The organism is Ruegeria sp. SATB027 (assembly GCF_059613825.1).
In genome coordinates this window covers 113,704-135,115 of the sequence record NZ_JBXWTH010000037.1, presented here as the reverse complement: position 1 = coordinate 135,115, position 21,412 = coordinate 113,704, and the positions used below count along the sequence as shown (strand labels likewise).

The window sequence follows — 21,412 nt, the reverse complement described above, 5'->3', positions numbered from 1 at the left end:
CCAACTGCTCATGCACCATTGCTACCCCACTGGATTCAAACAGGGAATCCCTCACGCCATTTGTGCAACAAAGCCGGGTTGATCTAGAGGTGACCGCCTTTGGATTTGGCACAGCGCCAATCGGTAACATCTTTCGAGAAATCGACGAAGAAACATCGGATGCGATGATCCAGCATGCCTGGGACAAGGGTGTTCGGTATTTTGACACGGCACCGATGTACGGCCACGGGCTTTCGGAAATGCGGACCGGTCATAGCTTGCGGTGGAAGAACCGTGGCGACTTCATCCTGTCGTCCAAAGTGGGGCGCGTGCTGAAGCCTGCCCGACGTCAGGATATCGATTTCGCTCCTTGGACGAATGCCGCGCCGTTCACGATGCATTTTGATTACACTTACGACGGCGTCATGCGGTCGTTTGAAGACAGTTTGCAGCGGATGGCCTTGGAGCGGATGGATATCTGTTTCATTCACGATATCGATGTTTTCACGCGCGGCGACGAACAACCCGAAGTGTTCAGACAAGCTATGGATGGTGCGTGGAAAGCGCTGGAAAGCCTGCGTGACCAAGGCGTTGTCAAAGCAATCGGTGTTGGTGTGAACGAGTGGGAGGTCTGCCACGCCGCGCTTGAGCAGCGTGACTTCGACTGCTTCCTGCTGGCGGGGCGCTACACCTTGTTGGAACAGGATGCGCTGGATAAATTCCTACCGCTATGTGAGGAGCGCGGCGCGGCAGTGGTTGTTGGCGGCGGCTTCAATTCCGGCATTCTGGCGACTGGCGCAAAGGAAGGGGCCAAGTACAATTATGCTCCGGCACCTGCCGACATCATGGACAAGGTTACCAGGATCGAAGCCGTATGCGAGGACTACAATGTACCTCTGCCTGCAGCCGCACTGCAATTCGTTGTGGCACACCCGGCAATCCCCAGTTTTCTGGCCGGGACCCGTACGGTCAAACAACTGGACCAAAACCTCAACTGGTTCAGCCACGACATTCCCGCAGAATTCTGGTCTGACCTGAAGGCAAAGGGGCTTCTTCGAGAAGACGCCCCAGTCCCGGAATGATGCGAACTGCTCTGCCGGCAGGAAGATATGGCTATCACGATCTGACGGTCGGGGATGTCATGAAAACGGGGTCCGCAGAGATTTCTGCGGATCGCATTGCCGCTTTTGCCGCGCTGACCGGAGATGAATATGAGCTTCATCTCGACGATGCCGCAGCCCGGCGGCGGGGGTTCAAAGCCCGCGTTGCGCATGGCCTTTTTGTGCTGTCAGTGGTTGATGGGCTCAAGTTTCAGTCTCAAGCCAAACCCGATGGCCTGGCGTCGCTCGGGTGGAACTGGCGCTTTGAGAAACCCGTCTTCGCAGGTGACACGATCCGGGCTGATCTGATCGTCGTCTCAAAACGCATTACGACATCGGGAAAACGCGGGATCATTGAATTTAAGTTTGATGTTTTCAATCAGGATGACCTGAGAGTTCAGCAAGGAACCAATGAGTTGATCTTTGATCTGCAACTTCAACAAGATTGATGAGGGTTCATGTCGGTATCATTCACCAAACGAATTATCACCTACGTTGCGGCCAATAAGGCGGTTCAAGCAGCCCTGGATCATGCAGCGCTGAACGGATGGTCAGTTGCAGCGCTTGTGGTCGACCCAAGCGGGCACATGATTGCCGCCGGACGGATGGATACGGCACCTGCCGCCGTGGCTGATTTCGCGATGGACAAAGCTCGGACAGCGGTTCTGGGAAAAACCACGCGGGCGTTTGCTGAACGCATGTCCTCGCATCCGAATTTGGAAATGGGTCTGCTGAACCGCCCGGGCCTGTGTGCTTGGGATGGCGGAGTTCCCATTTTTGAAGACGGTGTGTTGATCGGTGCAATGGGTGTGTCCGGCGCAGCCGGTCCTGATGACATTCAGTGCGTTCTGGCTGGTTTGGCGGCTATTGGTCTGGGCGACTGAATCGAGTTTTACCGCCACGGCATGCGGAGCTGTTTGCAGCGCAATGGGCCGCGGTTGTGCGTCAATCAAAAGGCGATTGCCCTGGGCGACATCATTCAAGAAGTGGATATTTGTGCACTGCGCAACACCATCACTCGCGGCCCCCAACAGACACTCAGCGCTCTAGTCTGACGCTGCGACCGCAGCCAGTCTCGCAGACCTTGGCTGTGCGCTCAGTACTTCGTTGAACACCGCGCAGCTTGTGCGGAAGATGGTCAATTTGGTTTGGCGTTGATGTCTTGCCTGGCGCGCAGTCTTTAGCTCGATCACGTTTGGCGGTCGGAAGCGGCGCACTTCATTCGGTGACCCCGAACTTGTCCAGGAGCGCCTCGGCGACATCGCGGATTGCAGCGCGCGCCGCTTTTGGGTCGGTTTTGGCGATATCATACAAAGCTATCATGGCCTCCGAACCTGATGCTGCTGTCAGCCCGTTCACCAAACGGGTCTTCTCAGTGGGTGAAAGATTTGCCGAGCAAAGGGCGTTTCTGAACATTTCGACCCGCCGCGCGCCGCGCCTGTCGCCGGGACCATGCACGAGCCAGGCATCCAAGCTACGCGCAAGGAACTGACGGAAGGCCGCTTCATTTTCGACTGAGAGGTCGAAAATATACAGAGCGACCGCAATCGTTTTTTTCCGCGCGCCCTCATGTCCTGCGACCACCTCTTCGTAAGGACGCACAGCCACGGCAAGTCCTGCTTCGTTGGCCAAAATCTGCGGGTCCGAAAAATACCGGTACGCAGTCGCGCGCGAAATTCCTTTCTCTGCCGCTGCGGCCGCAACAGTTACGGTTTCGCCACGCAACATCAGACTTCGCGCGCCCTCAAGAATCGCTTCGCGGGTTCTGGATCGTTTGCTGAGACTTGGCGCCATCAAGCACTCCAAAATAAGACACTTGCCTCAAAATGAGACATGTGTATCATAATTACGTATATGCGAACTAGAATCAACAAGGAGAAGCCAATGAACGTCCAACGTCACCGCACCTACGATGTCTTGGGAAATGTCGTTAAGTTTCTGGCGTATCCTGACGAAACCGACGGCAAGTACTGCGTCATGGAGTGCATTGTTCCAAAGGGCGCAGGTGCCCCACCAAATATGCACGCCGGCGAAATGGAAGCTTTCTACGTACTGGATGGCGAAGTTGCTTTTCACGTCGATGGAGAAGACATCGTTGCGAAGAAAGGCATGTTTCTAACCGTCCCTGATGGGGCGATACACGCCTTTTCCGCTGTCTCGGAGGAAGCGAAACTACTGATAGTGAACGCCCCCGGCGTGATGCACGAGCGGTTCTTTACGTCCGTCGGATCCGAATTGCCCGAGGGCGCAACGCGGCCTTTGCCGCCGAGCGGTCCTCCAGATATCCCGGCCCTGGTTGCAAAAGCATCTTCGTTGGGCATGACGATACTCGCGCCGGAGGTTGCAGATCACCGCGCCTAAAGAGCGATGAATCGACGGCCATCAGCGGCTGCTTATGGTCAATGCTTCGTTTTTTTTTGAATGTCACAATGGCATCGCGTGTGCGCCCGCAAGAGAGAACCACTACCATGTTTCGCATCGCAGAAATCGCCATTCGTGTTGAATACTTGGACCGGGCAATTGCGTTCTATCAAAATTTTCTGGGTTTCAAGTTCCATCACCGCGAAGCCGGTGTGGTTTTTCTGGAAGTCGGCGCACTGAATTCGCCGCTGGGCAAAGTCGGGCACCCGCAACTTCTCGCTCTATTCGAGAGAGGACACTCCATCGATGCGTCGCTTTCAACGCTCGACCACATCGCCTTTGAGGTTCCCGACGCCCAATACGATCTGGAGCGGTCCCGTTTCGCAGACCTGAAAATGATCATTCGCGAACGCTCATGGCCCGGCAGTCTGCCCTGGAATGGTCGGTCGTTCTTTGCTCAGGATCCGGACGGTAATGTAATAGAAGTCATTGCTGCCAATACCGATTAACCCATGGCCGAACTCCTTGCGGCCCTAACCGGACATTTATCTTGAGAGGCAAAGTCTTTGACCGTTCCTTGAAGCAGACGTTCTTATTGAGCGTCACTCATCAGATCACGAAGTACTTGCGATAGTGTCTTTCCGGCCATCTGGCTTACGTTAAAACGTAGAAACGAGTTCTTTGATTGAGTTGGGCTAAAGACATTTCCGGGTGCCAAAACAACATTTTTCTTAAGGGCTTTTCGTGCCATCGCAGCAGCGTCCTGCCCGTTGGGCAGTTCGCACCATAGATAAAATCCACCTCTGGGCTTCACGAAAGGCCTTATGTCCAGCGTATTTAATTCTTCGATTGAACGCGCGCGGACGCGATCCAATTTGTCCCTAAGCGCCTCCATGTGTTTGCGATAGCTGCCATCAGTGAGCGCTGAATGTAGCAATTCTGTCACCATTGGGCTGGGGCCTCCGAAGCTGATCGCAACCTGAAGCTCAGTCAGAGACGCAATCCAGTCAGGGCGCGCTGCTATGTATCCACATCGCAACGATGCAGAAAGGGTTTTGGAGAAGCTCCCAATCGTGAGAACCCTATTCAGCCCATCCAGTGAAGCCAGCCTTGGCGAAAGATCAGGTTCGAACTCAGAGAAAATAGCATCTTCCACGATCTGCAAATCATAGGTTTCGGCCAAAGACAGCACACGGTGTGCAGTTGCTGCAGTGAGTGTCGCGCCCGTTGGGTTGTGCAATGCCGAGTTGGTCAGGTAGAGCCGTGGGCGCTCTCTCAAAAGCACGTTCTCAAATGCGGCAAGGTCGGGGCCGTTAGGCGTGTAGGGTACACTGACAATGGAAATCTGGTGCGCTCTTAGAAGGGCCTGAAAGTTGAAATAACAAGGATCATCTACCAAAACGGTATCACCGGGCTTGAGAAGCAATCTACAAATCAAGTCCAGCGCCAGCGATCCGGAATTGGTGAGCAAAACAGTATCGGGATCTACCTCTATGTTCTGGTCGCACAGCATTCGTGCCACATGCTGGCGCAGACCAGAATGGCCCTGTGCACAGCTGTAATCTGTAAGCATATTGTCGTCGCCACGTGCCACTCGGCGCATCGCTCGCCGGAGCGACTCGACAGGCATCCAATCGGCAGGCATCCAGCCACATCCAGGCTTTGCCATGCCCTCGCTGGCGTCAATCGATTGTCGCGCAACCCAGAGCGGATCAATCTCGCGCTCAAGCAGCGGCCCGGTCTGTGAAACCTCGAACGGCTGTACGCGGTTTGACACATAGAACCCTGAGCCGCGTCGAGCAAAAATAACTCCTTTTGCAGCCAAGACATCATAGGCCTCGACCACTGTCGAAGGTGACACGCCCAAGCGCGTTGCGAGGCCCCGAACCGAGGGAAGTTTTTCACCCGCACCCAGTGCCCGCGATCGGATGCGGCGCGTTATATGTTCCATCACAAAAGCTCTACGGGTTGCAACGGCCATATAAGATTGCCTTTGTATGGGACTGATGAACAGTACAGTTTGCATGAATTGTATCGCTTTGTATCTGCATTTTTCCCACCACTCCAGCTACAAGGTCCAAAAAGGGATCTTTCTTTATGAACTCCTCGTTTTCTGGCTGGGGCAGCGGACTACTCGGTGTGTTGATCTTCAGCGGATCACTACCCGCCACGCGGGTGGCTGTAAGTAGCCTGGACCCGCTCTTCCTGACATCAGCCCGTGCGGTTCTGGCGGCGGTTCTGGCAATTTTCTTGTTGGCCCTTTTCAGAGAGAAGCGACCCTTGCGCACGGATCTGATTTCTCTTGTTGTAGTTGCCTTCGGTGTGGTGATCGGCTTTCCGCTTTTGACGGCACTGGCATTGCAACACATCACAGCTGCGCATTCGATCGTCTTTATCGGCTTATTGCCCTTGATCACCGCTGCTTTTGGCGTGCTGCGTGGTGGTGAGCGTCCGACCGCGTTGTTCTGGGTATTCTCAATCCTTGGCAGCTCCGCCGTCGTTGGTTTCGCGCTCTCCCAAGGCGCTGGCGGTTCGCTCATTGGCGGTTTCTTTATGGTAGCAGCGATCGTGGCATGCGGGTTGGGCTATGCGGAGGGAGCGCAGTTGTCGCGCCGATTGGGCGGATGGCAGGTGATTTCCTGGGCTCTGGTTCTATCCTTACCTATTATGGCTGCTTTCGCGATTCTGACATGGCCACCCACGTTAAACGAGCTGACCTTGCCGGTCTGGCTCAGTCTAGGCTACGTCTCGATCTTTTCGATGCTAATCGGTTTCATATTCTGGTACCGTGGCCTTGCACTTGGCGGCACAGCAGGCGTTGGTCAGCTTCAGCTTCTTCAGCCGTTCTTCGGTTTGACTCTTGCGGCTCTTTTGCTCGCCGAGCCCGTTGCGCCATCCATGATCAGTGTCACGGTCTTTGTGGTGATTTGCGTGGCGGGGGCAAAGCGTTTCGCGTGACGGCCCACTCCTGCCATCCACTGCCCAAGTCGGAAGCCGGGGTCGCAGCCCGCATTGTGGATGGGGTGGATAACTCCTGCGCCACCGGCGTCGCTATACGCCATACTGCAGTTGTCTATCGCTGCTGGAAAACCGGCTGCGGCGTTGCGACGACCGCTCAAGAGCGGTCCTTCGGCGCCTCAAACTGGTCTAACCTCCAGCCGCTCTGCGCTGTTTGAGTCGATTTGTTCTGTGATAACCGTTTAAGTAACCTTTTACATAATCGCTCGGGGTGCACGGCTTTGATACCGTTCAGAACCCCAATATCCTGTCGACCACCCAGAACGCCGCCAAACTACCGATGCCGTAGCTTGTCACGCGTTCGAACTGACCGGCCCGATCCCTGATCGCAGGATAGACACGCCGGGCCGCGACACCGGCCGCCAGGATCACAACGATAAAGAGAATCTGACCAAGCTCCACACCGATGTTGAAGGCAAAAAGCGCCAATGGGATATCCCCTTTGGGCAAGCCGATCTCTCGCAATGCGCCTGCAAAACCGAGACCGTGGATCAGGCCGAACGCGAAGGAGACCACCCAGGGGAATCGCACGGTGATGGGATCGCGGGCTTCAGGTGGTAAAGATAGCTCGCAGGCGAGGAACACGATTGAGAGAGCGATGACTGCCTCGACCGGAGGTGGGGGGACATTCAGCCAACCGAGTGTTGCTGCAGCCAAAGTAATGCTGTGTGCCAGTGTGAAAGCAGTGATCGCCCAGAACAGCCGACCGCGATCGCGGATCAGCAGCAGAAGTGCGAAGACAAACAGCAAATGATCCGAACCATCCAGGATGTGCGGCACCCCGAGCGCGATGTAACTTGAGAGGACTCCGGCAATACCAGGCGCCTTACCGACATAAATTCTGCGAACGGAACCATGATTACAAGCGCTTCCGAGCCCTGGAATCATGCATGGGACATCGCCAGGTGTTTCATCACCCGTCAACCCGGCCTGTAATGCCTGCCGCGAAACAGACGCATTAAAGACGATCTGAGTGCGCAACTGGCACTATGCGACGTGGCTTCGCGCGATGGCGTGGTTGAGGATGGCACCGCCTCTCGTGCGAAAACAGGTCTCGGTGGAAAGACACGACACAACCTGAACAATATGCTGGCGGCGGCGTTCGGAAAGAGCCATTTGGAAAGCGTCGGACCTGTCTCACTTTTGGTGATCAACCCGAACTAATCCTTAGCAAAGTTGACGCCACTCGGACATTGATGTGCCAAAACGCGCAGCGGTGTCAGAGCGAATGGCGGCTAAGCGCAAAGTCTGCGACTGCGGTTCGATAGACAGAACCTCCGAGCTTCTGAACAGCGAATGTTGCCCCTTTTACAGGCGGCTTGCGCGCCCGATTAATTAAAAATCAGAAGAAAACAAGCGCCTTGGTTGCTTGGCACAACACTGAGTTGCCCACCAATTGCTTCCATGGTCGCTTTGACAATATTCAGGCCCATACCTGTGCCACCGGCCTCTCTTTTTGTCGTAAAGAAGGGCTGCAAAACCTTGTCCTTGTTCCCTTCACTGATACCGGCGCCATTATCTGCGATTTTTAGGCAGATGACACCGTCGACCTGATAGGCTGTCAGCACGGCATTCTGCGCGCCGTGTTGCTGAGCGTTCTCAAGCATATGTGTCAGCATGATGTGCAGGGTGGGCGCCGCGACGGGTAAGGGCAGATGATTGTTCTCAGCCTTGATCGCAAGCGCCGGGAAAGTCTGGACGAGCTGATCAGTGATGTCGTTCAGACAGCATGTACCGTTAATGGCGCTCTGATCGGCAAGGCTGAAGGCGCGCATGTTGGCCAGCAGATCCTCCATCCGCTTTCCACCTTTGTCTACAGTGTCCAGCAGGCGGTGTTTCTGCGCGGGTGGCAAATCATCGTCGCGCAGCAGCTCTGCCGCGCCTTTCAGGGCAGTGAGGGGTGACTTCAGCTCGTGGGTGACATGGGCGGTGTACGTTTTCAATCCGTCCTGCTTGTCCTGCAAGCGTTCCGTCAGCGATTGAAAGCTCTGGCTCAGATCCGCGATTTCCCGCGTGCCAAGTTGGTCTGGTGGTTCCCATGCCTGACCTCCGTAACCCGCCATCTGGCTGCGCTGGTTCAACAGGTGGATCGGCCGAGTGATGAACCGCCAGAACACGTACCCGATAAGCGCCGTGGACAAAGCAACAAATGCCGCAGCTTTGGCAAGGTTGAAACGTTCGCCGTACAGAAAGCGGAAAATATGGTTCGGGGTGCGGCTCAGGTAAACCGCCCCGATAAGGGTCTGATCCACGAACACTGGCATCGCCACGAAAACGCGCACGCGGGCACCGCGGCTGAGGGTATAAAGCGCAGGCGTTGCATCCTCGCGCACGCGGGTGCGCGCGACCGAGACGGTTTTCCCTGAAAGGGCCTCGCGAACCTCGTCAACATGGTCCAGCTTCTGGCCAATTTCCGCAGTACCGGCAAACACGTTCCCATCGACATCCAGCATCCGGTAACCCGCAAGGGTTTGCGCCTGGGCGGCGTTGGCGATGCGGCTTAGTGGGGTGGCGATGGCCTGATAACCCGAACCGGGACGGACGGTTGCCGGTCGCGCGTCCGGGCGCGGCGGCAGAACCGTTTCGCGATTGACCGACAGTGAAGGGAACACCGCGTACTCGGTTGAGATTGCACTCGGGCGGGGTGGCTTGATCCCGGCTGCATCTGCATAAAGCTCGGCATACGCCGCTGACATAACCGCAGCCTGTGTCAGCAGGCTTTCTTCGGTCTGTTGTACCAGTTGGCTGTCGTAAAAACGGAACAGGATCAGCCCGGCAAAGGGCAGGCACAGGACAATGCCCAGCACCAGCAGAACGATGGTCCACAATCTGGGGCGCCATTTGCGGTTCAGCCGGGCGTGCATGCACCCATCCTGAGGCCGACACCGTGAATGGTCACGATCCCTTCGGCACAGCCGGCCTGGGCCAGTTTGGCACGGACATTGCGTATGTGGCTGTCAATGGTGCGGTCCGAGACGTGGATGTTGTAGCCGTAAAGCGCATCGATCAGCTGCGCCCTGGACAGAACGCGGTCGGGACGGGCCATCAGAGTTGCCAGCAGCCGAAATTCCGATCCGGTCAGCGTCACAGGCGTTGACGCGAACCTGCACAGGTGCCGCTCTGCATCCAGGTGCAGGCTGCCTTGCGACAGCACCGGATCGGGCTGGGCAGGTGTCGGCGCGCTGCGCTTCAGGATGGCCTTGATCCGGGCCACCAATTCGCGCGGGGAAAAGGGTTTGGTCAGATAATCATCGGCGCCCAGTTCCAGCCCGACGATACGGTCGACCTCGTCATCACGGGCGGTCAGGAACAGGATCGGCACGTCCGAGGATTTGCGGATGTCCCTGCATACTTCCAGACCATCCTTTTCGGGCAGCCCGATATCCAGCACGATCAAGTCGGGGTTTTCCTGGCGGTTTGTATCAAGCGCGGTCAGGCCGTCGCTGGCCAGAAGTGGCGCATAACCTGCCTTTTCAATCGCGAACCTTGTCACCTCAAGGATATCCGGATCATCGTCGACAACAAGAATGCGTGCAGGCATCAAATGGGGTCCTTCAACTCTGCTGCCGATAATAGGCTTGGATTCGCCATCTCCGAAAGCCCCATTCGCGCCAGTTGGTGATTGCATCCTTTTTCAGATCATATCGCATCCATACGTCGCAGACCTGCTGTCCGGTTCTGGTTTCATGATCACGGATAGCGGGGTAAGCATCAGCACCAAGGCTGCATATGTAACCGGTATCCTGTTGCGTCAGAGCGCTGCCGTGGCTCAGATTGTAGCTGGCAATGACTGATGCGAAATTCACAAAGTTGCAGATATACAAGACCACCAGAAGCGCTGCAAAACAACGACGCAGAAGCCAGGTTGTACCAAAGCCGCGTTGGATTTGCACCACGATCAGCAGCAAACCGGTGAAAACCAGCGCCATCCATATGAAGGCGGCCACCCGCAAATAGGTAAGCGCATAGGCGTCGACGTAATGATGCAGCCGGATGGCAGCTGTCAGCACCAGGAACACGTTTTGCGCCAACCACATATAGATCAGAATGCGCAACGTCCGGTCCGCGCCGATCATGCTGTGAGTGACCAGAGTGAATACGCCCGCCATCAGGGCCGTCGCCACCAGCGGATAAGCGCCCCGATGGGCATAAGCGGCATAGCTCATCCCTTGAGGCAGGGATACACCGCCGGTCAGGATACCAAGGTCCATCACGGTTTGTACAAGGAACATCAGGTTGAACAGCAACAGCGAGTTGCGCACCGAGATTGGATTGATCAGAAATGCGGCCCGGCTTGGGCCTGTCTTCGGCATGGTGGCGGGGCGGGCAATGCCGCCCAGCCATGGATCGCTGAGGTTAAGGAACGGCCACAGCAGCGAGGCCATAACACCCCAGAACAGAAGTCGCAGCCAAAAGTACCCTTCGAACAGAAGACTTGGGTCCAGCTCGGCCAGAAGGTCTTCCAGCACCGGATTGGCGGCGGCCAGCAACGCAAGGAAGACCGCACCCAATAGCAGGGGCAAGGCCAGCGATGCTGCGTGGCGGCGGCTGTCGGACCCAAGATCGGCGGCCACCGCGGTGCGACATGTGTCGCGCAGCAAAAGCGTCGCACCGATGGAAGGCAGTCGCAGGGCGGTTCGCAGCAGCAGACGTTCGTTTACAGCCTGACCGAATAGCGCCCAGGTGGCCAGACTGACTAAACCTGCGAGGCTGAACAATAATGATAGAAGCTGCAAATCGATGGCCACCGGCAGGTTGGTGATCAAGGCAAATGCGGCGGCTATTGACCACTCCTTTGCAGTCGCACGTCGGGGTTTCATCGCCATGATCGCGGCGGACAAGACCAGCGCGAAGACTGAGACAGAAATGCCTAGCGGCTGTTCCCAAAACAACCAATCAGCAAGCGCCACCAGCGATGCAAGAAGCGGGATTGCATGGCGCATTTTCAGAGTAGACATCAGAGAACCACTCTGCTGTCGTCTGTTGCCTCTCCATCGGGGGACTTCGTCCATCTTTCCCAGCCACCACGCGTCCAGCACGATGCTGTCCGGCACGCCGCGAATTGTCAGTTCCTGCCTCATGTCCCGTCTCCTGCTTACAGGTTTCCTTTCCCGGCAGATTGCCTGCGGCGCTTGCATCTTTGGCGCGACGTATCCGCAGCCTTCATAGGGTTTTCGTGCAGAAAATGTGCAGAGGCGGTGAAAGGCTTTACACACCACGGGTTCCGAGCTGCAACTCGCGCCGCGCAGTAAAAGCGACGCGTCCAGACATTGAACTGCAAGCAATAGCGCAGTGTGACATAGTTGAACCTTCCCCTGAGAAGCGGTTCGCCGTTATGGCTGGGGAAACGGAGGATCGAACATGGCTAACCCTCTCTATGATGATCTGTTTGGCATTCACGCCGGCAAAGATACGGCTTTCCTTAACCTGACAGACGGGACGACCATCACCTATCGAAACTTTCTGAGCACAGCCGCCCGGATCGCCCATGTGGCCACGCAACTGGGTCTAAGACCCGGGGACCGCGTTGCGGCTCAGGTCGAAAAATCGCCTGAGGCGCTGGCGCTTTACGCGGCATGTGCGCAGGCCGGTCTGGTTTTCCTGCCGCTGAACACCGCCTATACCGTGGACGAGCTGACGTATTTCATCGAAAACAGCGGCGCGTCACTTGTTGTCTGCGATGGCCGAAGCAAAGACCAACTGACCCCGATTGCCGAGCGTTTTGGGGGCAGGGTGGAAACGCTGAATGCGGATGGCTCGGGCTCGCTGATGGATCTGGCGGCAGCAATGCCAGACAGCTTTGCGACTGTGGATCGGGATGGTGAGGATCTGGCAGCGTTTCTTTATACGTCGGGCACCACCGGACGTTCAAAGGGCGCGATGCTGACCCAGAACAACCTGTTGTCCAATGCGCGGACACTGGTCAAAGAGTGGCGGTTTACGTCGGAAGACGTTCTGTTGCACGCGCTGCCGATCTTTCACACGCATGGGCTGTTTGTGGCCACCAATATCATTCTGGCTGTCGGCGGAAGCATGATCTGGCTGCCAAAATTCGACCCTGATCAGATCATTGACAGCATGCCCGACGCCACGTCGATGATGGGCGTGCCGACCTTCTACACGCGCCTGTTGGCAGACGCGCGTTTTACCAGCGAGTTGACCAAACATATGCGCTTGTTCGTATCGGGTTCGGCCCCATTGCTGGCGGATACCCATGCACAATTTCAAGAGCGTACCGGGCATCGTATCCTAGAACGCTATGGCATGACTGAAACCAATATGAACACCTCGAACCCCTATGACGGCGAACGTCGCGCGGGCACGGTCGGGTTTCCTTTGCCGGGGGTCGAACTGAAGATATGCGATGCAGATGGTAACCCTTTGCCGCAGGGTGAAATCGGCGAGATCGAAGTGCGTGGCCCGAACGTATTCAAGGGATATTGGCAGATGCCGGAAAAGACGGCTGCCGAGCTGCGCGAAAACGGGTTCTTTATCACCGGTGATCTTGGGCGTATCGACGAAGATGGGTATGTCCATATCGTCGGGCGCAACAAGGACCTGATCATCTCGGGTGGCTACAATATCTACCCCAAGGAAATTGAACTGGTTCTGGACGGCCAGCCCGGTGTTCTGGAGAGTGCAGTGATCGGCGTGCCGCATCCCGACTTCGGTGAAACCGTGCTGGGCCTGATTGTTGCCGAATCCGGGCAATCTCCGGATCTCGACGCGATCATGGGCGCATTGCGCGACAGCCTGGCGCGGTTCAAGCATCCCCGCACGCTTATTCAACTGGATGAATTGCCTCGCAATACGATGGGAAAAGTCCAAAAGAACATCTTGCGCGACCAGTACAGGGATATGTTCAAAGCTGGGTCATAAGCACATAATGGCAGAGCCTAGATAAGCGTCGGAAACTTGATATAGTCCTCAAAACCAATGGGGACAGAAGAATATGAACAATCGTTTGCGCAAAATCACCATCGTAGGTGGCGGCACGGCAGGTTGGATGACCGCGTTGATCCTGGACATGGTGTTTTCACGCACTTCAGCAACAAAAGACCGACCACATATATGCCTGATCGAAAGCCCCAATATTTCGACCGTGGGTGTGGGTGAGGCTACGGTGCCACGCATGCCGGTCACGCTCCGTCAGGCGGGCATTTCCGAACGGGATTTTTTCCGCGAGACGAACGCGTCCTTCAAACTGGGCGTGAAGTTCTGCAACTGGAACAAGGACCCCAAAGGAAAACGCATCGATTACGTGAACCCCTTTGCCCATGGCCAGATGCTGGAAGGGTTGGACGCCGCCGAGTATTTCCTGCGCTTTGGCAATGGAGAGAGGGACTTTACACAGTCCATTTCGCCCCACGATCATCTGGGCCGTCTGTGCAAAGGCGCGCGGCAGCTGGGTCAGCCCGAGTTTGAACAGCGTTTTGGCTATGCCTATCATCTGGATGCCGTGAAGTTTGCGGGCATGCTAACCACGGTCTGCACCAAGCGCGGTGTCGAGCATATTCAGGACGAGGTACAGAAGGTTGAGCTGGATGAACAGGGCAACGTCAGCCATCTGATGCTTGAGCGCGCGGGCCGTCATGACATTGAAATGGTTATCGATTGTACCGGGTTCCGCGGCCTTATCATTAATCAGGCGCTGGGCGAGCCGTTTTTGGATTATTCGGAATATTTGCCCAATGATCGCGCCATGGCGTTGCAGGTCGAACACCGCAATCCCAACAAGATCGAAAGCCTCACGCGGTCGACCGCGCTGGGCGCGGGGTGGACGTGGCGGGTGCCGCTCTACAATCGTGTGGGTACGGGCTATGTGTTCTCCTCGGCGCATCGAACGGATGATCAGGCGGCCGACGAATATCTTGAATGGCTGGGTGACAGCGGCAAGGGTTTGACACCGCGTGTAATCCCGATGCGCGTCGGGCGCGTGCGCAATGCCTGGGTCAAGAATTGCGTGGCAATTGGTCTGTCCGGCGGGTTTATCGAGCCGTTGGAAAGTACCGCGATCCACATGATTGACCACGCAGTGCGCTGGTTTGCAGAACACTTGCCGACGCGCGATGTCGCGCCGTCACTGCGGGCAAGATACAACCGGCAGATGGACAAGCTTTATAACGAGGTTCTTGAATTCATCTGTCTGCACTACCGATTGGGCAACCGAAAGGATGACCCGTATTGGATCGACGCGCGGACAGAGATGAAGATACCGGATCGGCTGGCCGAGAATCTGGAGTTGTGGCAGCACCGTCTGCCGATGGATCACGATGTGGAATTTGCCACGCTGTTCGACCATCGCGTTTATCAGACGGTTCTGTTGGGTAAACAGGTCTATGATACGGGTTACGGCACCGGCATTCGTGATCGTTTGCGGCCGTTGAAGAAAGTGATTTGGTTCCAGGGCATGAAGCGCGCAAAAGAGGACCTTGCGCAGATAATCAAAGCGATGCCGGATCATAAAACGCTGCTGCGCGATATCCGGGGTGAGCTGGAAAAACCGGTCTTTGGAATGGCGAACGTGGCGAAGCCGACAGTTGCGATGCCGGGCACGAAGCCTGCACCTGTTACGATCCAGAACATGCCGAACTTTGCTGAAATCCAAAGCGGCGCGAAGGATTTGCAACTGTTCTAAGGGTTCTCTGCCCCTACGAAGGAATTCAATAAACTGAAGGGCGAGGCATTCAGCCCCGGCCTTCAGGGCGGTTTAGCGCCAGCTCATACCCCGGTCAGACAAGTGCCTTTGAACCCGACCCGGATAATCAGAAACAATGGCATCCACACGCAGGTCGATCATCTTGGCAATATCTTCAGGGTCATTGACCGTCCAGACCGCAACGCAAAGGCCCAAATTTTTGGCCAGTTCGACGTTTTCAGCAGTTACATCCGCATAATACGGGCACCACAGTGAGCCACCCGCTTGCTTGACCAATCGCGGAATATCGCCTTCGCGGCCGCGAAAATCCGGGCAGACTGCCTTGGACGAATCCTCCCCTACATCCTCGGCGTTTTCGGGAAGTTGGGTCAGATAAGAAGATGGTATATCCGGCGCTTGCCGCTGACATTCTTCTAACAGATTCCAGTCGAAACTGTGCAACACCACACGCGACGACAGGGCCTTGGAACGAACCTCTTGCAGAACAAGACTGACAAACTTCTCTCTATAGCGCGCGTCATGGGCCAAATCGGGGTCCGATTTCAGCTCGAGCATCAGACAGGCATCGCTATGTTGGGGGTCACTCACCAGATCCAGGAGGTCAAGCAGTCTTGGAACGCGAACGCCATCCATTAGCGCCTGATCTGGAAATCGCCGACCATAGGCAGAATTCCCATCCAACCGCCCGATATCGAACTTCTGAATCTGCTCAAACGTCAGAGTTGAAACCTTCGGCTCTTCCCCGGTCAAAAACTGGCCGTCAGCATCGCGACAACTGGGGGCGTGCAGCCGGTGATTATGGGTTATGACGGGGATGTCGTCAGCCGTGAGGACAACATCAAACTCCAGAAGCGGCACGCCAATGGACAGCGAAAAGTCAAAACCAATCATGCTGTTTTCAGGCAATACGCCTCGCGCACCCCGGTGGCCTACGATGCGGATCAGGTTGTCGCCCCCCCGGAAAGCCTCGACCTGAGGGAATGCCATCAGCCTTCCAGCCTTTCACCGGTGGATCGGTCAAACATATGCATATGGTCTGAGGACACAGAAAACCGCATGTTCGGATGTCGGCCTTCAATCGGATGCACGCCCGGAAGGCTGATCGTGATCGGATCGCCCAAGCCGGTCAATTGACCGTGCAACAGCGTGTTTGCCCCCAGTGGCTCTGCCATCTGAATCGTAGCCTCAATCGGGCCATTGTCATCCAGCAATAGATGCTCGGGTCGTACCCCCAGCTTGAAGGCAGTATCAGGGCCCTGCGACGAACCAACCGCGACCCCACCAATCATGACGGTTCCGTTTTCGCGTTGGGCCTCAAAGACATTCATCGCGGGGCTGCCGATGAACTGTGCCGCAAACAGGGTTCTTGGCGTTTCGTATACCTCTAGCGGTGTGCCAACCTGTTCGGCGATACCGCCGTTCATGACGATCATCCTGTCGGCCATTGTCATGGCTTCAACCTGATCGTGGGTTACATAAAGCGACGTGATCCCCAGTTTTTCCTGAAGTTCACGAATCTCAAGCCGCATCTGCACGCGAAGCTTTGCGTCCAGGTTCGAAAGCGGCTCGTCAAACAGGAACACCGCAGGTTCACGGACAATCGCGCGCCCCATAGCCACCCTCTGACGTTGGCCGCCTGACAATTGTCTGGGTTTGCGGTCGAGCAATGGTTCAAGCTGCAATAGCCTGGCCGCCTCGGTCACTTTTTGATCGATCTGAGCCTTGGGCAACCCTGCGATCTTAAGGCCATAACCCATGTTCTGCCGGACCGACAGATGCGGGTAGAGCGCATAGTTCTGGAACACCATGGCAATGTCGCGATCCATCGGCTCTTTTTCGTTGGCCCGTTCCGCACCAATCCGGATTTCACCCGCGGTCACGGTCTCAAGCCCTGCCACCATCCGCAACAGCGTGGATTTTCCGCAGCCCGAAGGGCCGACGATGACAATAAACTCGCCATCTTCGATGTGGATGTCGATGCCATGTATGACATCTGTCGGGCCAAAGCTCTTTTTGACATTCTCCAGGGTTACTGTTGCCATTTTCTATTTCTCGCTATCGACAAGGCCGCGGACAAAAAGCTTTTGCATCGACACCACCACGATGACCGGCGGGATCATCGCCAGAATGGAGGTCGCCATGATGACCGGCCAATCAGCTACATCATCGCCAGACGGGAACATCTGCTTGATGCCCATCACAATGGTGTTCATTTCAGGGTCGGTGGTGATAAGCAGCGGCCACAGATACTGGTTCCACCCATAGATAAACAGGATGACGAACAGTGCCGCGATGTTTGTCCGGCTCATCGGTACGACGATGTCTATGAAAAACCGCATCGGTCGGGCGCCATCCACACGCGCAGCTTCGGCCAGCTCGTCCGGGATTGTCAGAAAGAACTGACGGAACAGGAAGGTCGCCGTGGCCGAGGCGATCAGCGGAAAGATCAGCCCGTAGTAGCTGTTGAGCATGCCGAACCCGGCCACGACCTCAAATGTCGGAACGATGCGCACTTCGACCGGCAACATAAGGGTCAGGAAGATCAGCCAAAAGAACGTTGTTCGACCGGGAAAGCGGAAATAGACGATTGCAAATGCCGAAAGCAGTGAAATGATGATCTTGCCCACTGCAATCCCGATGGCCATTACAAGGCTGTTGAACAGCATCGTTGCGACGGGGACATTCACGCCGGAAAACAGGGCTGCCTTGTAGTTCTCCCAGAACTGATCACCCGGCAAAAGCGGCATGGGCGGTGATACAACTTCCGGCTGGGTAACGGTTGAGGCAACAAATGCCAGCCAGATCGGAAAGAAGATGACCAGAACGCCAAGGATCATCAGGGCATGTGTCAGCCAGATGCCCGCTCCGCGCTTTTCGACCATTCCGTGCTGTTGGGTTGCCATCAGTAATGCACCCTCTTTTCCACGTATTTGAACTGGATGACGGTCAGCAGGCCGACGACAATCAGCAAGATGACCGATTGCGCCGAAGACGATCCCAGATCCTGACCGACGAACCCGTCTGAAAACACCTTGTAGACCAGAATGGTCGTGGCCTGCTGCGGACCGCCGCCGGTGATTGTGTGGATCACGCCAAAAGTTTCAAAGAACGCATAGACCACATTCACAACAAGCAGAAAAAAAGCTGTCGGTGACAGTAACGGCAGGACAATCGTGAAAAACCTGCGCCAGAACCGTGCGCCATCGATCGCGGCGGCCTCGATGACCGACCGCGGAACCGACTGGAGTGCGGCGAAGAAGAACAAAAAGTTATAACTGATGCGCCCCCAGGCCGAAGCGACAACCACAAGCCCCATCGCCTCGGTGCCATTCAAGACGTGGTTCCAGTCATAGCCCAGCTGTCCAAGATACCACGACACGACACCGACGCGCGTGTTGAACATGAACAGCCAGAGCACACCTGCAACCGCGGGAGCGACTGCATAAGGCCAAATCAGCAGCGTCCGATAAGCTCCGGATCCTTTGATCAGCCGATCTGCAATGACAGCCAGAAACAGGGCCGGGATCATGGAGCAGAGCGTAACAAGCGTCGAAAACACCGCCGTGGTTACGAAGGATGCGCGATAAAACTTGTCGCTTAGCAGAAATTCAAAATTGCCCAGACCGACGAACTTGGACGACAACCCGAACGGATCTGGGATGAACAGCGACTGCCATACAGCTTGTGCAGCGGGATAGAAGAAGAATACGGCAGAAATGACGACCTGTGGGGCGATCAGCGCCAATGGCAACAGCCAGCCGCGAAATGTGACGCGTTTTTCCATCCTGATGACCCGCCGAGAAAAGTGGATGCGGGCTCTGCCGAGCCCGCACCGGATTTCAGAGGTTTATTGATTTGCCGATTCGAACCTGCGCAGAAGCGCGTCACCGCGTTCTTTTGCGCTGTCCATGGCTTCCTGGGCGGATTTCTCGCCGGACCAGATGGCCTCAAGCTCCTCATCGATGATACCGCGGATTTGATCGAACGATCCCAGACGCAGACCTTTCGAGTTTGCTGTCGGCTCTTTCGCGGTCATCTGGATCACAGCGATATCGGTGCCCGGGTTTTCATCATAGAAACCGGCCGCACGAGTCGCTTCACCGGCTTCTGCGGTAATCGGAAGATAGCCGGTATTCTGGTGCCATGCCGCCTGAACGTCGGACGAGGACAAGAAGCTCAGGAACTCACCAACGCCTTTATATTCTTCGGGATCATGACCTTCCATCACCCAAAGGGATGCACCGCCGATGATGGTGTTTTGAGGCTCGCTTGTGACCGCTTCCCAATACGGCAGCGGGCGCACATCAAAGTCGAACTCGGCCTCGGCTTTGATACCGGCATACCCGGCCGAGCTTTCGGTGAACAAGGCACATTCTCCGGCCCTGAAGTTTGCGCCGCCTTCATTTCTGCGACCGGTATAGATGAATTTCCCATCCTTGGCCCAGTCGCCCATGGCGCTCAGGTGCGCGACCTGTACCGGGCCGTTCAGCATCAGTTCTGTGTCCAGACCGGCAAAACCATTGTCCTGCGATGCAAACGGAACGTTGTGATAGGCTGACAGGTTTTCCAGGTGAATCCAGCTTTGCCATGCCGTCACCAGCGGGCAGTCCTCGCCTCCGGTTTTGAGTTGCTCCAGCACATCGCCGACTTTTTCCCAAGTTGACAGGTCAGTATCAGGATCAACACCTGCCGCCTGCATGGCGTCGCGGTTGACCCACAAGACCGGCGTGGAAGAGTTGAACGGCAGCGACAACATATCTCCGTCGGTGGTGGTGTAGTAACCCTTCACCGCGCCGATATAGGCATCGGGATCAAAAGACGCGCCACTTTCAGCCATGACTTCGTAGACCGGCTTGATCGCGCCTTTTGCCGACATCATCGTTGCGGTGCCAACTTCGAAAACCATCAGGATGTGTGGCTGTTCGCCAGCACGGAAAGCGGCAATGCCAGCGTTCAGGGTTTCTGAATAGTTGCCCTTGTGGCTTTCGACCACGACAAACTCATCCTGACTGGCGTTGAATTCTTCAACCTGCGCTTTGACAAGTTCGCCAAGGCGGCCGGTAAAGGCATGCCAGAATTGAACTTCGGTTTGTGCCATTGCCGCCAAGGGGGACAAGGCAGTTGTAACGGCAAGAGCGCCAAGCAAATTCTTTTTCATGATTCCTCCCATGCATCAGGTTTGATGCTTCGTTGAGTACCGACTGCAACGCGTATTCGACACACATGACGATTTCACGACGTTACCGTTACAGAAATATAATTCAAGCCCTACTTATTGGCGAAAAACATAATACAATGTTATACAGCGTGAATAAAAAAGCGGAACTGGGTCTGCAATGAGACAAACTTTGAGAATTCGGCAATTGGAAGCACTCATGGCGGTGACCACCAATGGTTCGGTCACAGCAGCGGCCGCCGATTTGGGGGTGAGCCAACCAGCTGTCAGCAGGTTGCTGTCGGATCTTGAAAAATCGTTTGGATTTCAACTATTTGATCGCCGCAAAGGGAGATTGGTGCCAACCCAGGAAGTTCGCTATCTGCAACCCAGCGTGGACCGTGTCCTGGAATTGATGAAGCAGATATCGGACGCGAGTCAGAATATCACGCAGCGTAAAGCCGGGCATATCCGCGTCGCCTGCCTGCCCGGTTTCGCCACCAGCCATCTGCCGGATGTTGTGGCAAGTTTTCTGAAAGACCGGCCAGGTGTCACCATGACGATCGAACCGGACAGGCCGGAACGGATATTGGAATGGATGGTTGGCGAACAATATGACTTTGGAATCACCGATGGCTTCAACGGTCATCCGGGGGTCGAAAGCAGAAATGTCGATGTGCGCACGGTTTGCGTATTCCCGAAAAATCACGCGCTTGAGAACCTCTCGGAGGTGACGCCATCCGATCTTGCAGATGAGAACATCATACATACGCGGCGCGACAGCGACTTTTTCGGACGGCTTTCGAAGGCATTTCAGCAGGCCAATGTTACACTCAACTCTCATATCGAAGTCCGGCAATTCACGGCGGCATGTGAATTGGCGATAAAAGGCGTTGGTGTCTCAATCGTCAGCGAACTGGACGCTGTCCATTACACAGACCGGGGGCTAAGCTACAGGCCATTCAAGCCGTTTTTGCCGCATACACTTTCGCTGGTACGCCCGGTTCTGAAGCAGCCGTCTTTGATAACACTGGAGTTCATCGAGCATTTCAGCGAAAGTCTGAATGCGTTCAGAACACTTGCGTGAGGCTGCGGTCACCGGGACGAAGGATACCTGCCCGCGTTTCCAGCCAACACTCT

Annotated in this window: 20 protein-coding genes; 9 read left to right on the top strand and 11 right to left on the bottom strand. The window is 55.8% G+C overall.

Translation table 11 applies throughout. The features are described from left to right. The first annotated feature begins 62 nt into the window (after positions 1 to 62). From AC2FPW_RS10215 to AC2FPW_RS10205, 3 genes are read left to right on the top strand one after another with little or no spacing between them, the layout of a single operon-like run. Entirely contained in the window at positions 63 to 1,061 is a 999-nt protein-coding gene (locus AC2FPW_RS10215) for an aldo/keto reductase (protein WP_496813580.1), read from the top strand. Further along, positions 1,061 to 1,528: a MaoC family dehydratase gene (locus tag AC2FPW_RS10210; protein ID WP_496813577.1), complete on the top strand. Its 468-nt coding sequence runs from the start codon at positions 1,061 to 1,063 to the stop codon at positions 1,526 to 1,528. The genes AC2FPW_RS10215 and AC2FPW_RS10210 overlap by 1 nt, the downstream gene beginning before the upstream one ends. A gap of 9 nt (positions 1,529 to 1,537) precedes the next feature. Continuing rightward, the gene (locus tag AC2FPW_RS10205; RefSeq protein ID WP_496813575.1) at positions 1,538 to 1,963 is read left to right on the top strand and encodes a GlcG/HbpS family heme-binding protein; all 426 of its coding nucleotides are present in this window, start codon (positions 1,538 to 1,540) and stop codon (positions 1,961 to 1,963) included. A gap of 334 nt (positions 1,964 to 2,297) precedes the next feature. Here the strand turns inward: AC2FPW_RS10205 and AC2FPW_RS10200 are convergent, their stop codons facing one another. After that, positions 2,298 to 2,873 carry a hypothetical protein gene (locus AC2FPW_RS10200; protein ID WP_480483844.1) on the bottom strand — a complete coding sequence of 192 codons (576 nt, stop codon included), beginning with the start codon at positions 2,871 to 2,873 and terminating at the stop codon, positions 2,298 to 2,300. A 90-nt stretch (positions 2,874 to 2,963) separates the two neighbouring features. Here AC2FPW_RS10200 and AC2FPW_RS10195 point away from each other — a divergent pair, with 90 nt between their 5' ends. Next, a complete protein-coding gene (locus tag AC2FPW_RS10195) occupies positions 2,964 to 3,440 on the top strand; it encodes a cupin domain-containing protein (RefSeq protein WP_496813573.1) in 477 nt (158 codons plus the stop codon). A 107-nt stretch (positions 3,441 to 3,547) separates the two neighbouring features. After that, a complete protein-coding gene (locus tag AC2FPW_RS10190) occupies positions 3,548 to 3,949 on the top strand; it encodes a VOC family protein (protein WP_496813572.1) in 402 nt (133 codons plus the stop codon). 83 nt (positions 3,950 to 4,032) lie between these two features. On the opposite strand, the gene AC2FPW_RS10185 is transcribed toward AC2FPW_RS10190, so the two are convergent. Then, positions 4,033 to 5,466: an aminotransferase-like domain-containing protein gene (locus tag AC2FPW_RS10185; RefSeq protein ID WP_496813571.1), complete on the bottom strand. Its 1,434-nt coding sequence runs from the start codon at positions 5,464 to 5,466 to the stop codon at positions 4,033 to 4,035. A 71-nt stretch (positions 5,467 to 5,537) separates the two neighbouring features. Here AC2FPW_RS10185 and AC2FPW_RS10180 point away from each other — a divergent pair, with 71 nt between their 5' ends. Next, positions 5,538 to 6,398, top strand: a complete 861-nt coding sequence (locus AC2FPW_RS10180; protein ID WP_496813570.1) for a DMT family transporter — start codon at positions 5,538 to 5,540, stop codon at positions 6,396 to 6,398. Positions 6,399 to 6,689: 291 nt separating this feature from the next. Here the strand turns inward: AC2FPW_RS10180 and AC2FPW_RS10175 are convergent, their stop codons facing one another. The 4 genes from AC2FPW_RS10175 to AC2FPW_RS10160 all read right to left on the bottom strand — a co-directional run bounded on the left by AC2FPW_RS10175 (position 6,690) and on the right by AC2FPW_RS10160 (position 11,539). Further along, the gene (locus tag AC2FPW_RS10175) at positions 6,690 to 7,439 is read right to left on the bottom strand and encodes a HupE/UreJ family protein (RefSeq protein ID WP_496813568.1); all 750 of its coding nucleotides are present in this window, start codon (positions 7,437 to 7,439) and stop codon (positions 6,690 to 6,692) included. A 350-nt stretch (positions 7,440 to 7,789) separates the two neighbouring features. Next, a complete protein-coding gene (locus AC2FPW_RS10170; protein ID WP_496813567.1) occupies positions 7,790 to 9,322 on the bottom strand; it encodes a sensor histidine kinase in 1,533 nt (510 codons plus the stop codon). Further along, positions 9,307 to 9,999, bottom strand: coding sequence for a response regulator (locus AC2FPW_RS10165; protein ID WP_480586575.1), 693 nt, complete (start codon positions 9,997 to 9,999; stop codon positions 9,307 to 9,309). Before AC2FPW_RS10165 ends, AC2FPW_RS10170 begins: the two co-directional genes overlap by 16 nt. A 13-nt stretch (positions 10,000 to 10,012) precedes the next feature. Then, the gene (locus tag AC2FPW_RS10160) at positions 10,013 to 11,539 is read right to left on the bottom strand and encodes a DUF4153 domain-containing protein (protein ID WP_496813566.1); all 1,527 of its coding nucleotides are present in this window, start codon (positions 11,537 to 11,539) and stop codon (positions 10,013 to 10,015) included. Between the two features lie 280 nt (positions 11,540 to 11,819). Here AC2FPW_RS10160 and AC2FPW_RS10155 point away from each other — a divergent pair, with 280 nt between their 5' ends. Then, positions 11,820 to 13,337 (top strand): malonate--CoA ligase, encoded by a 1,518-nt coding sequence (locus tag AC2FPW_RS10155; protein WP_496813564.1) that lies wholly within the window; start codon positions 11,820 to 11,822, stop codon positions 13,335 to 13,337. A 73-nt stretch (positions 13,338 to 13,410) separates the two neighbouring features. Next, a complete protein-coding gene (locus AC2FPW_RS10150; protein ID WP_496813563.1) occupies positions 13,411 to 15,096 on the top strand; it encodes a tryptophan halogenase family protein in 1,686 nt (561 codons plus the stop codon). Positions 15,097 to 15,168: 72 nt separating this feature from the next. Here AC2FPW_RS10150 and AC2FPW_RS10145 read toward each other — a convergent pair whose 3' ends face one another. The 5 genes from AC2FPW_RS10145 to ugpB all read right to left on the bottom strand — a co-directional run bounded on the left by AC2FPW_RS10145 (position 15,169) and on the right by ugpB (position 20,275). Continuing rightward, a complete protein-coding gene (locus tag AC2FPW_RS10145; RefSeq protein WP_496813562.1) occupies positions 15,169 to 16,104 on the bottom strand; it encodes a glycerophosphodiester phosphodiesterase family protein in 936 nt (311 codons plus the stop codon). Next, positions 16,104 to 17,159, bottom strand: a complete 1,056-nt coding sequence (gene ugpC / locus AC2FPW_RS10140; RefSeq protein WP_496813560.1) for a sn-glycerol-3-phosphate ABC transporter ATP-binding protein UgpC — start codon at positions 17,157 to 17,159, stop codon at positions 16,104 to 16,106. The genes AC2FPW_RS10145 and ugpC overlap by 1 nt, the downstream gene beginning before the upstream one ends. Positions 17,160 to 17,162: 3 nt before the next feature. Continuing rightward, positions 17,163 to 17,999, bottom strand: a complete 837-nt coding sequence (ugpE, locus tag AC2FPW_RS10135) for a sn-glycerol-3-phosphate ABC transporter permease UgpE (protein ID WP_209506351.1) — start codon at positions 17,997 to 17,999, stop codon at positions 17,163 to 17,165. Positions 18,000 to 18,019: 20 nt separating this feature from the next. Next, positions 18,020 to 18,901, bottom strand: coding sequence for a sn-glycerol-3-phosphate ABC transporter permease UgpA (ugpA, locus tag AC2FPW_RS10130; RefSeq protein ID WP_209505975.1), 882 nt, complete (start codon positions 18,899 to 18,901; stop codon positions 18,020 to 18,022). A 63-nt stretch (positions 18,902 to 18,964) separates the two neighbouring features. Then, positions 18,965 to 20,275 carry a sn-glycerol-3-phosphate ABC transporter substrate-binding protein UgpB gene (gene ugpB, locus AC2FPW_RS10125; protein ID WP_496813559.1) on the bottom strand — a complete coding sequence of 437 codons (1,311 nt, stop codon included), beginning with the start codon at positions 20,273 to 20,275 and terminating at the stop codon, positions 18,965 to 18,967. Positions 20,276 to 20,453: 178 nt separating this feature from the next. Here ugpB and AC2FPW_RS10120 point away from each other — a divergent pair, with 178 nt between their 5' ends. Then, on the top strand, positions 20,454 to 21,359 hold the full coding sequence (locus tag AC2FPW_RS10120; RefSeq protein WP_209598847.1) for a LysR substrate-binding domain-containing protein: 906 nt from the start codon (positions 20,454 to 20,456) through the stop codon (positions 21,357 to 21,359). Positions 21,360 to 21,412 lie beyond the last annotated feature (53 nt).

What these genes read in the sequence shown, in the direction of transcription:
- AC2FPW_RS10210 (WP_496813577.1), top strand. Translation starts at nt 1,061, where the DNA reads ATGCGAACTGCTCTGCCGGCAGGAAGATATGGCTATCACGATCTGACG.
- AC2FPW_RS10205 (WP_496813575.1), top strand. Translation starts at nt 1,538, where the DNA reads ATGTCGGTATCATTCACCAAACGAATTATCACCTACGTTGCGGCCAAT.
- AC2FPW_RS10200 (WP_480483844.1), bottom strand. Translation starts at nt 2,873, where the DNA reads ATGGCGCCAAGTCTCAGCAAACGATCCAGAACCCGCGAAGCGATTCTT.
- AC2FPW_RS10195 (WP_496813573.1), top strand. Translation starts at nt 2,964, where the DNA reads ATGAACGTCCAACGTCACCGCACCTACGATGTCTTGGGAAATGTCGTT.
- AC2FPW_RS10190 (WP_496813572.1), top strand. Translation starts at nt 3,548, where the DNA reads ATGTTTCGCATCGCAGAAATCGCCATTCGTGTTGAATACTTGGACCGG.
- AC2FPW_RS10185 (WP_496813571.1), bottom strand. Translation starts at nt 5,466, where the DNA reads ATGCAAACTGTACTGTTCATCAGTCCCATACAAAGGCAATCTTATATG.
- AC2FPW_RS10180 (WP_496813570.1), top strand. Translation starts at nt 5,538, where the DNA reads ATGAACTCCTCGTTTTCTGGCTGGGGCAGCGGACTACTCGGTGTGTTG.
- AC2FPW_RS10170 (WP_496813567.1), bottom strand. Translation starts at nt 9,322, where the DNA reads ATGCACGCCCGGCTGAACCGCAAATGGCGCCCCAGATTGTGGACCATC.
- AC2FPW_RS10165 (WP_480586575.1), bottom strand. Translation starts at nt 9,999, where the DNA reads ATGCCTGCACGCATTCTTGTTGTCGACGATGATCCGGATATCCTTGAG.
- AC2FPW_RS10160 (WP_496813566.1), bottom strand. Translation starts at nt 11,539, where the DNA reads ATGAGGCAGGAACTGACAATTCGCGGCGTGCCGGACAGCATCGTGCTG.
- AC2FPW_RS10155 (WP_496813564.1), top strand. Translation starts at nt 11,820, where the DNA reads ATGGCTAACCCTCTCTATGATGATCTGTTTGGCATTCACGCCGGCAAA.
- AC2FPW_RS10150 (WP_496813563.1), top strand. Translation starts at nt 13,411, where the DNA reads ATGAACAATCGTTTGCGCAAAATCACCATCGTAGGTGGCGGCACGGCA.
- AC2FPW_RS10145 (WP_496813562.1), bottom strand. Translation starts at nt 16,104, where the DNA reads ATGGCATTCCCTCAGGTCGAGGCTTTCCGGGGGGGCGACAACCTGATC.
- ugpC (WP_496813560.1), bottom strand. Translation starts at nt 17,159, where the DNA reads ATGGCAACAGTAACCCTGGAGAATGTCAAAAAGAGCTTTGGCCCGACA.
- ugpE (WP_209506351.1), bottom strand. Translation starts at nt 17,999, where the DNA reads ATGGTCGAAAAGCGCGGAGCGGGCATCTGGCTGACACATGCCCTGATG.
- ugpA (WP_209505975.1), bottom strand. Translation starts at nt 18,901, where the DNA reads ATGGAAAAACGCGTCACATTTCGCGGCTGGCTGTTGCCATTGGCGCTG.
- ugpB (WP_496813559.1), bottom strand. Translation starts at nt 20,275, where the DNA reads ATGAAAAAGAATTTGCTTGGCGCTCTTGCCGTTACAACTGCCTTGTCC.
- AC2FPW_RS10120 (WP_209598847.1), top strand. Translation starts at nt 20,454, where the DNA reads ATGAGACAAACTTTGAGAATTCGGCAATTGGAAGCACTCATGGCGGTG.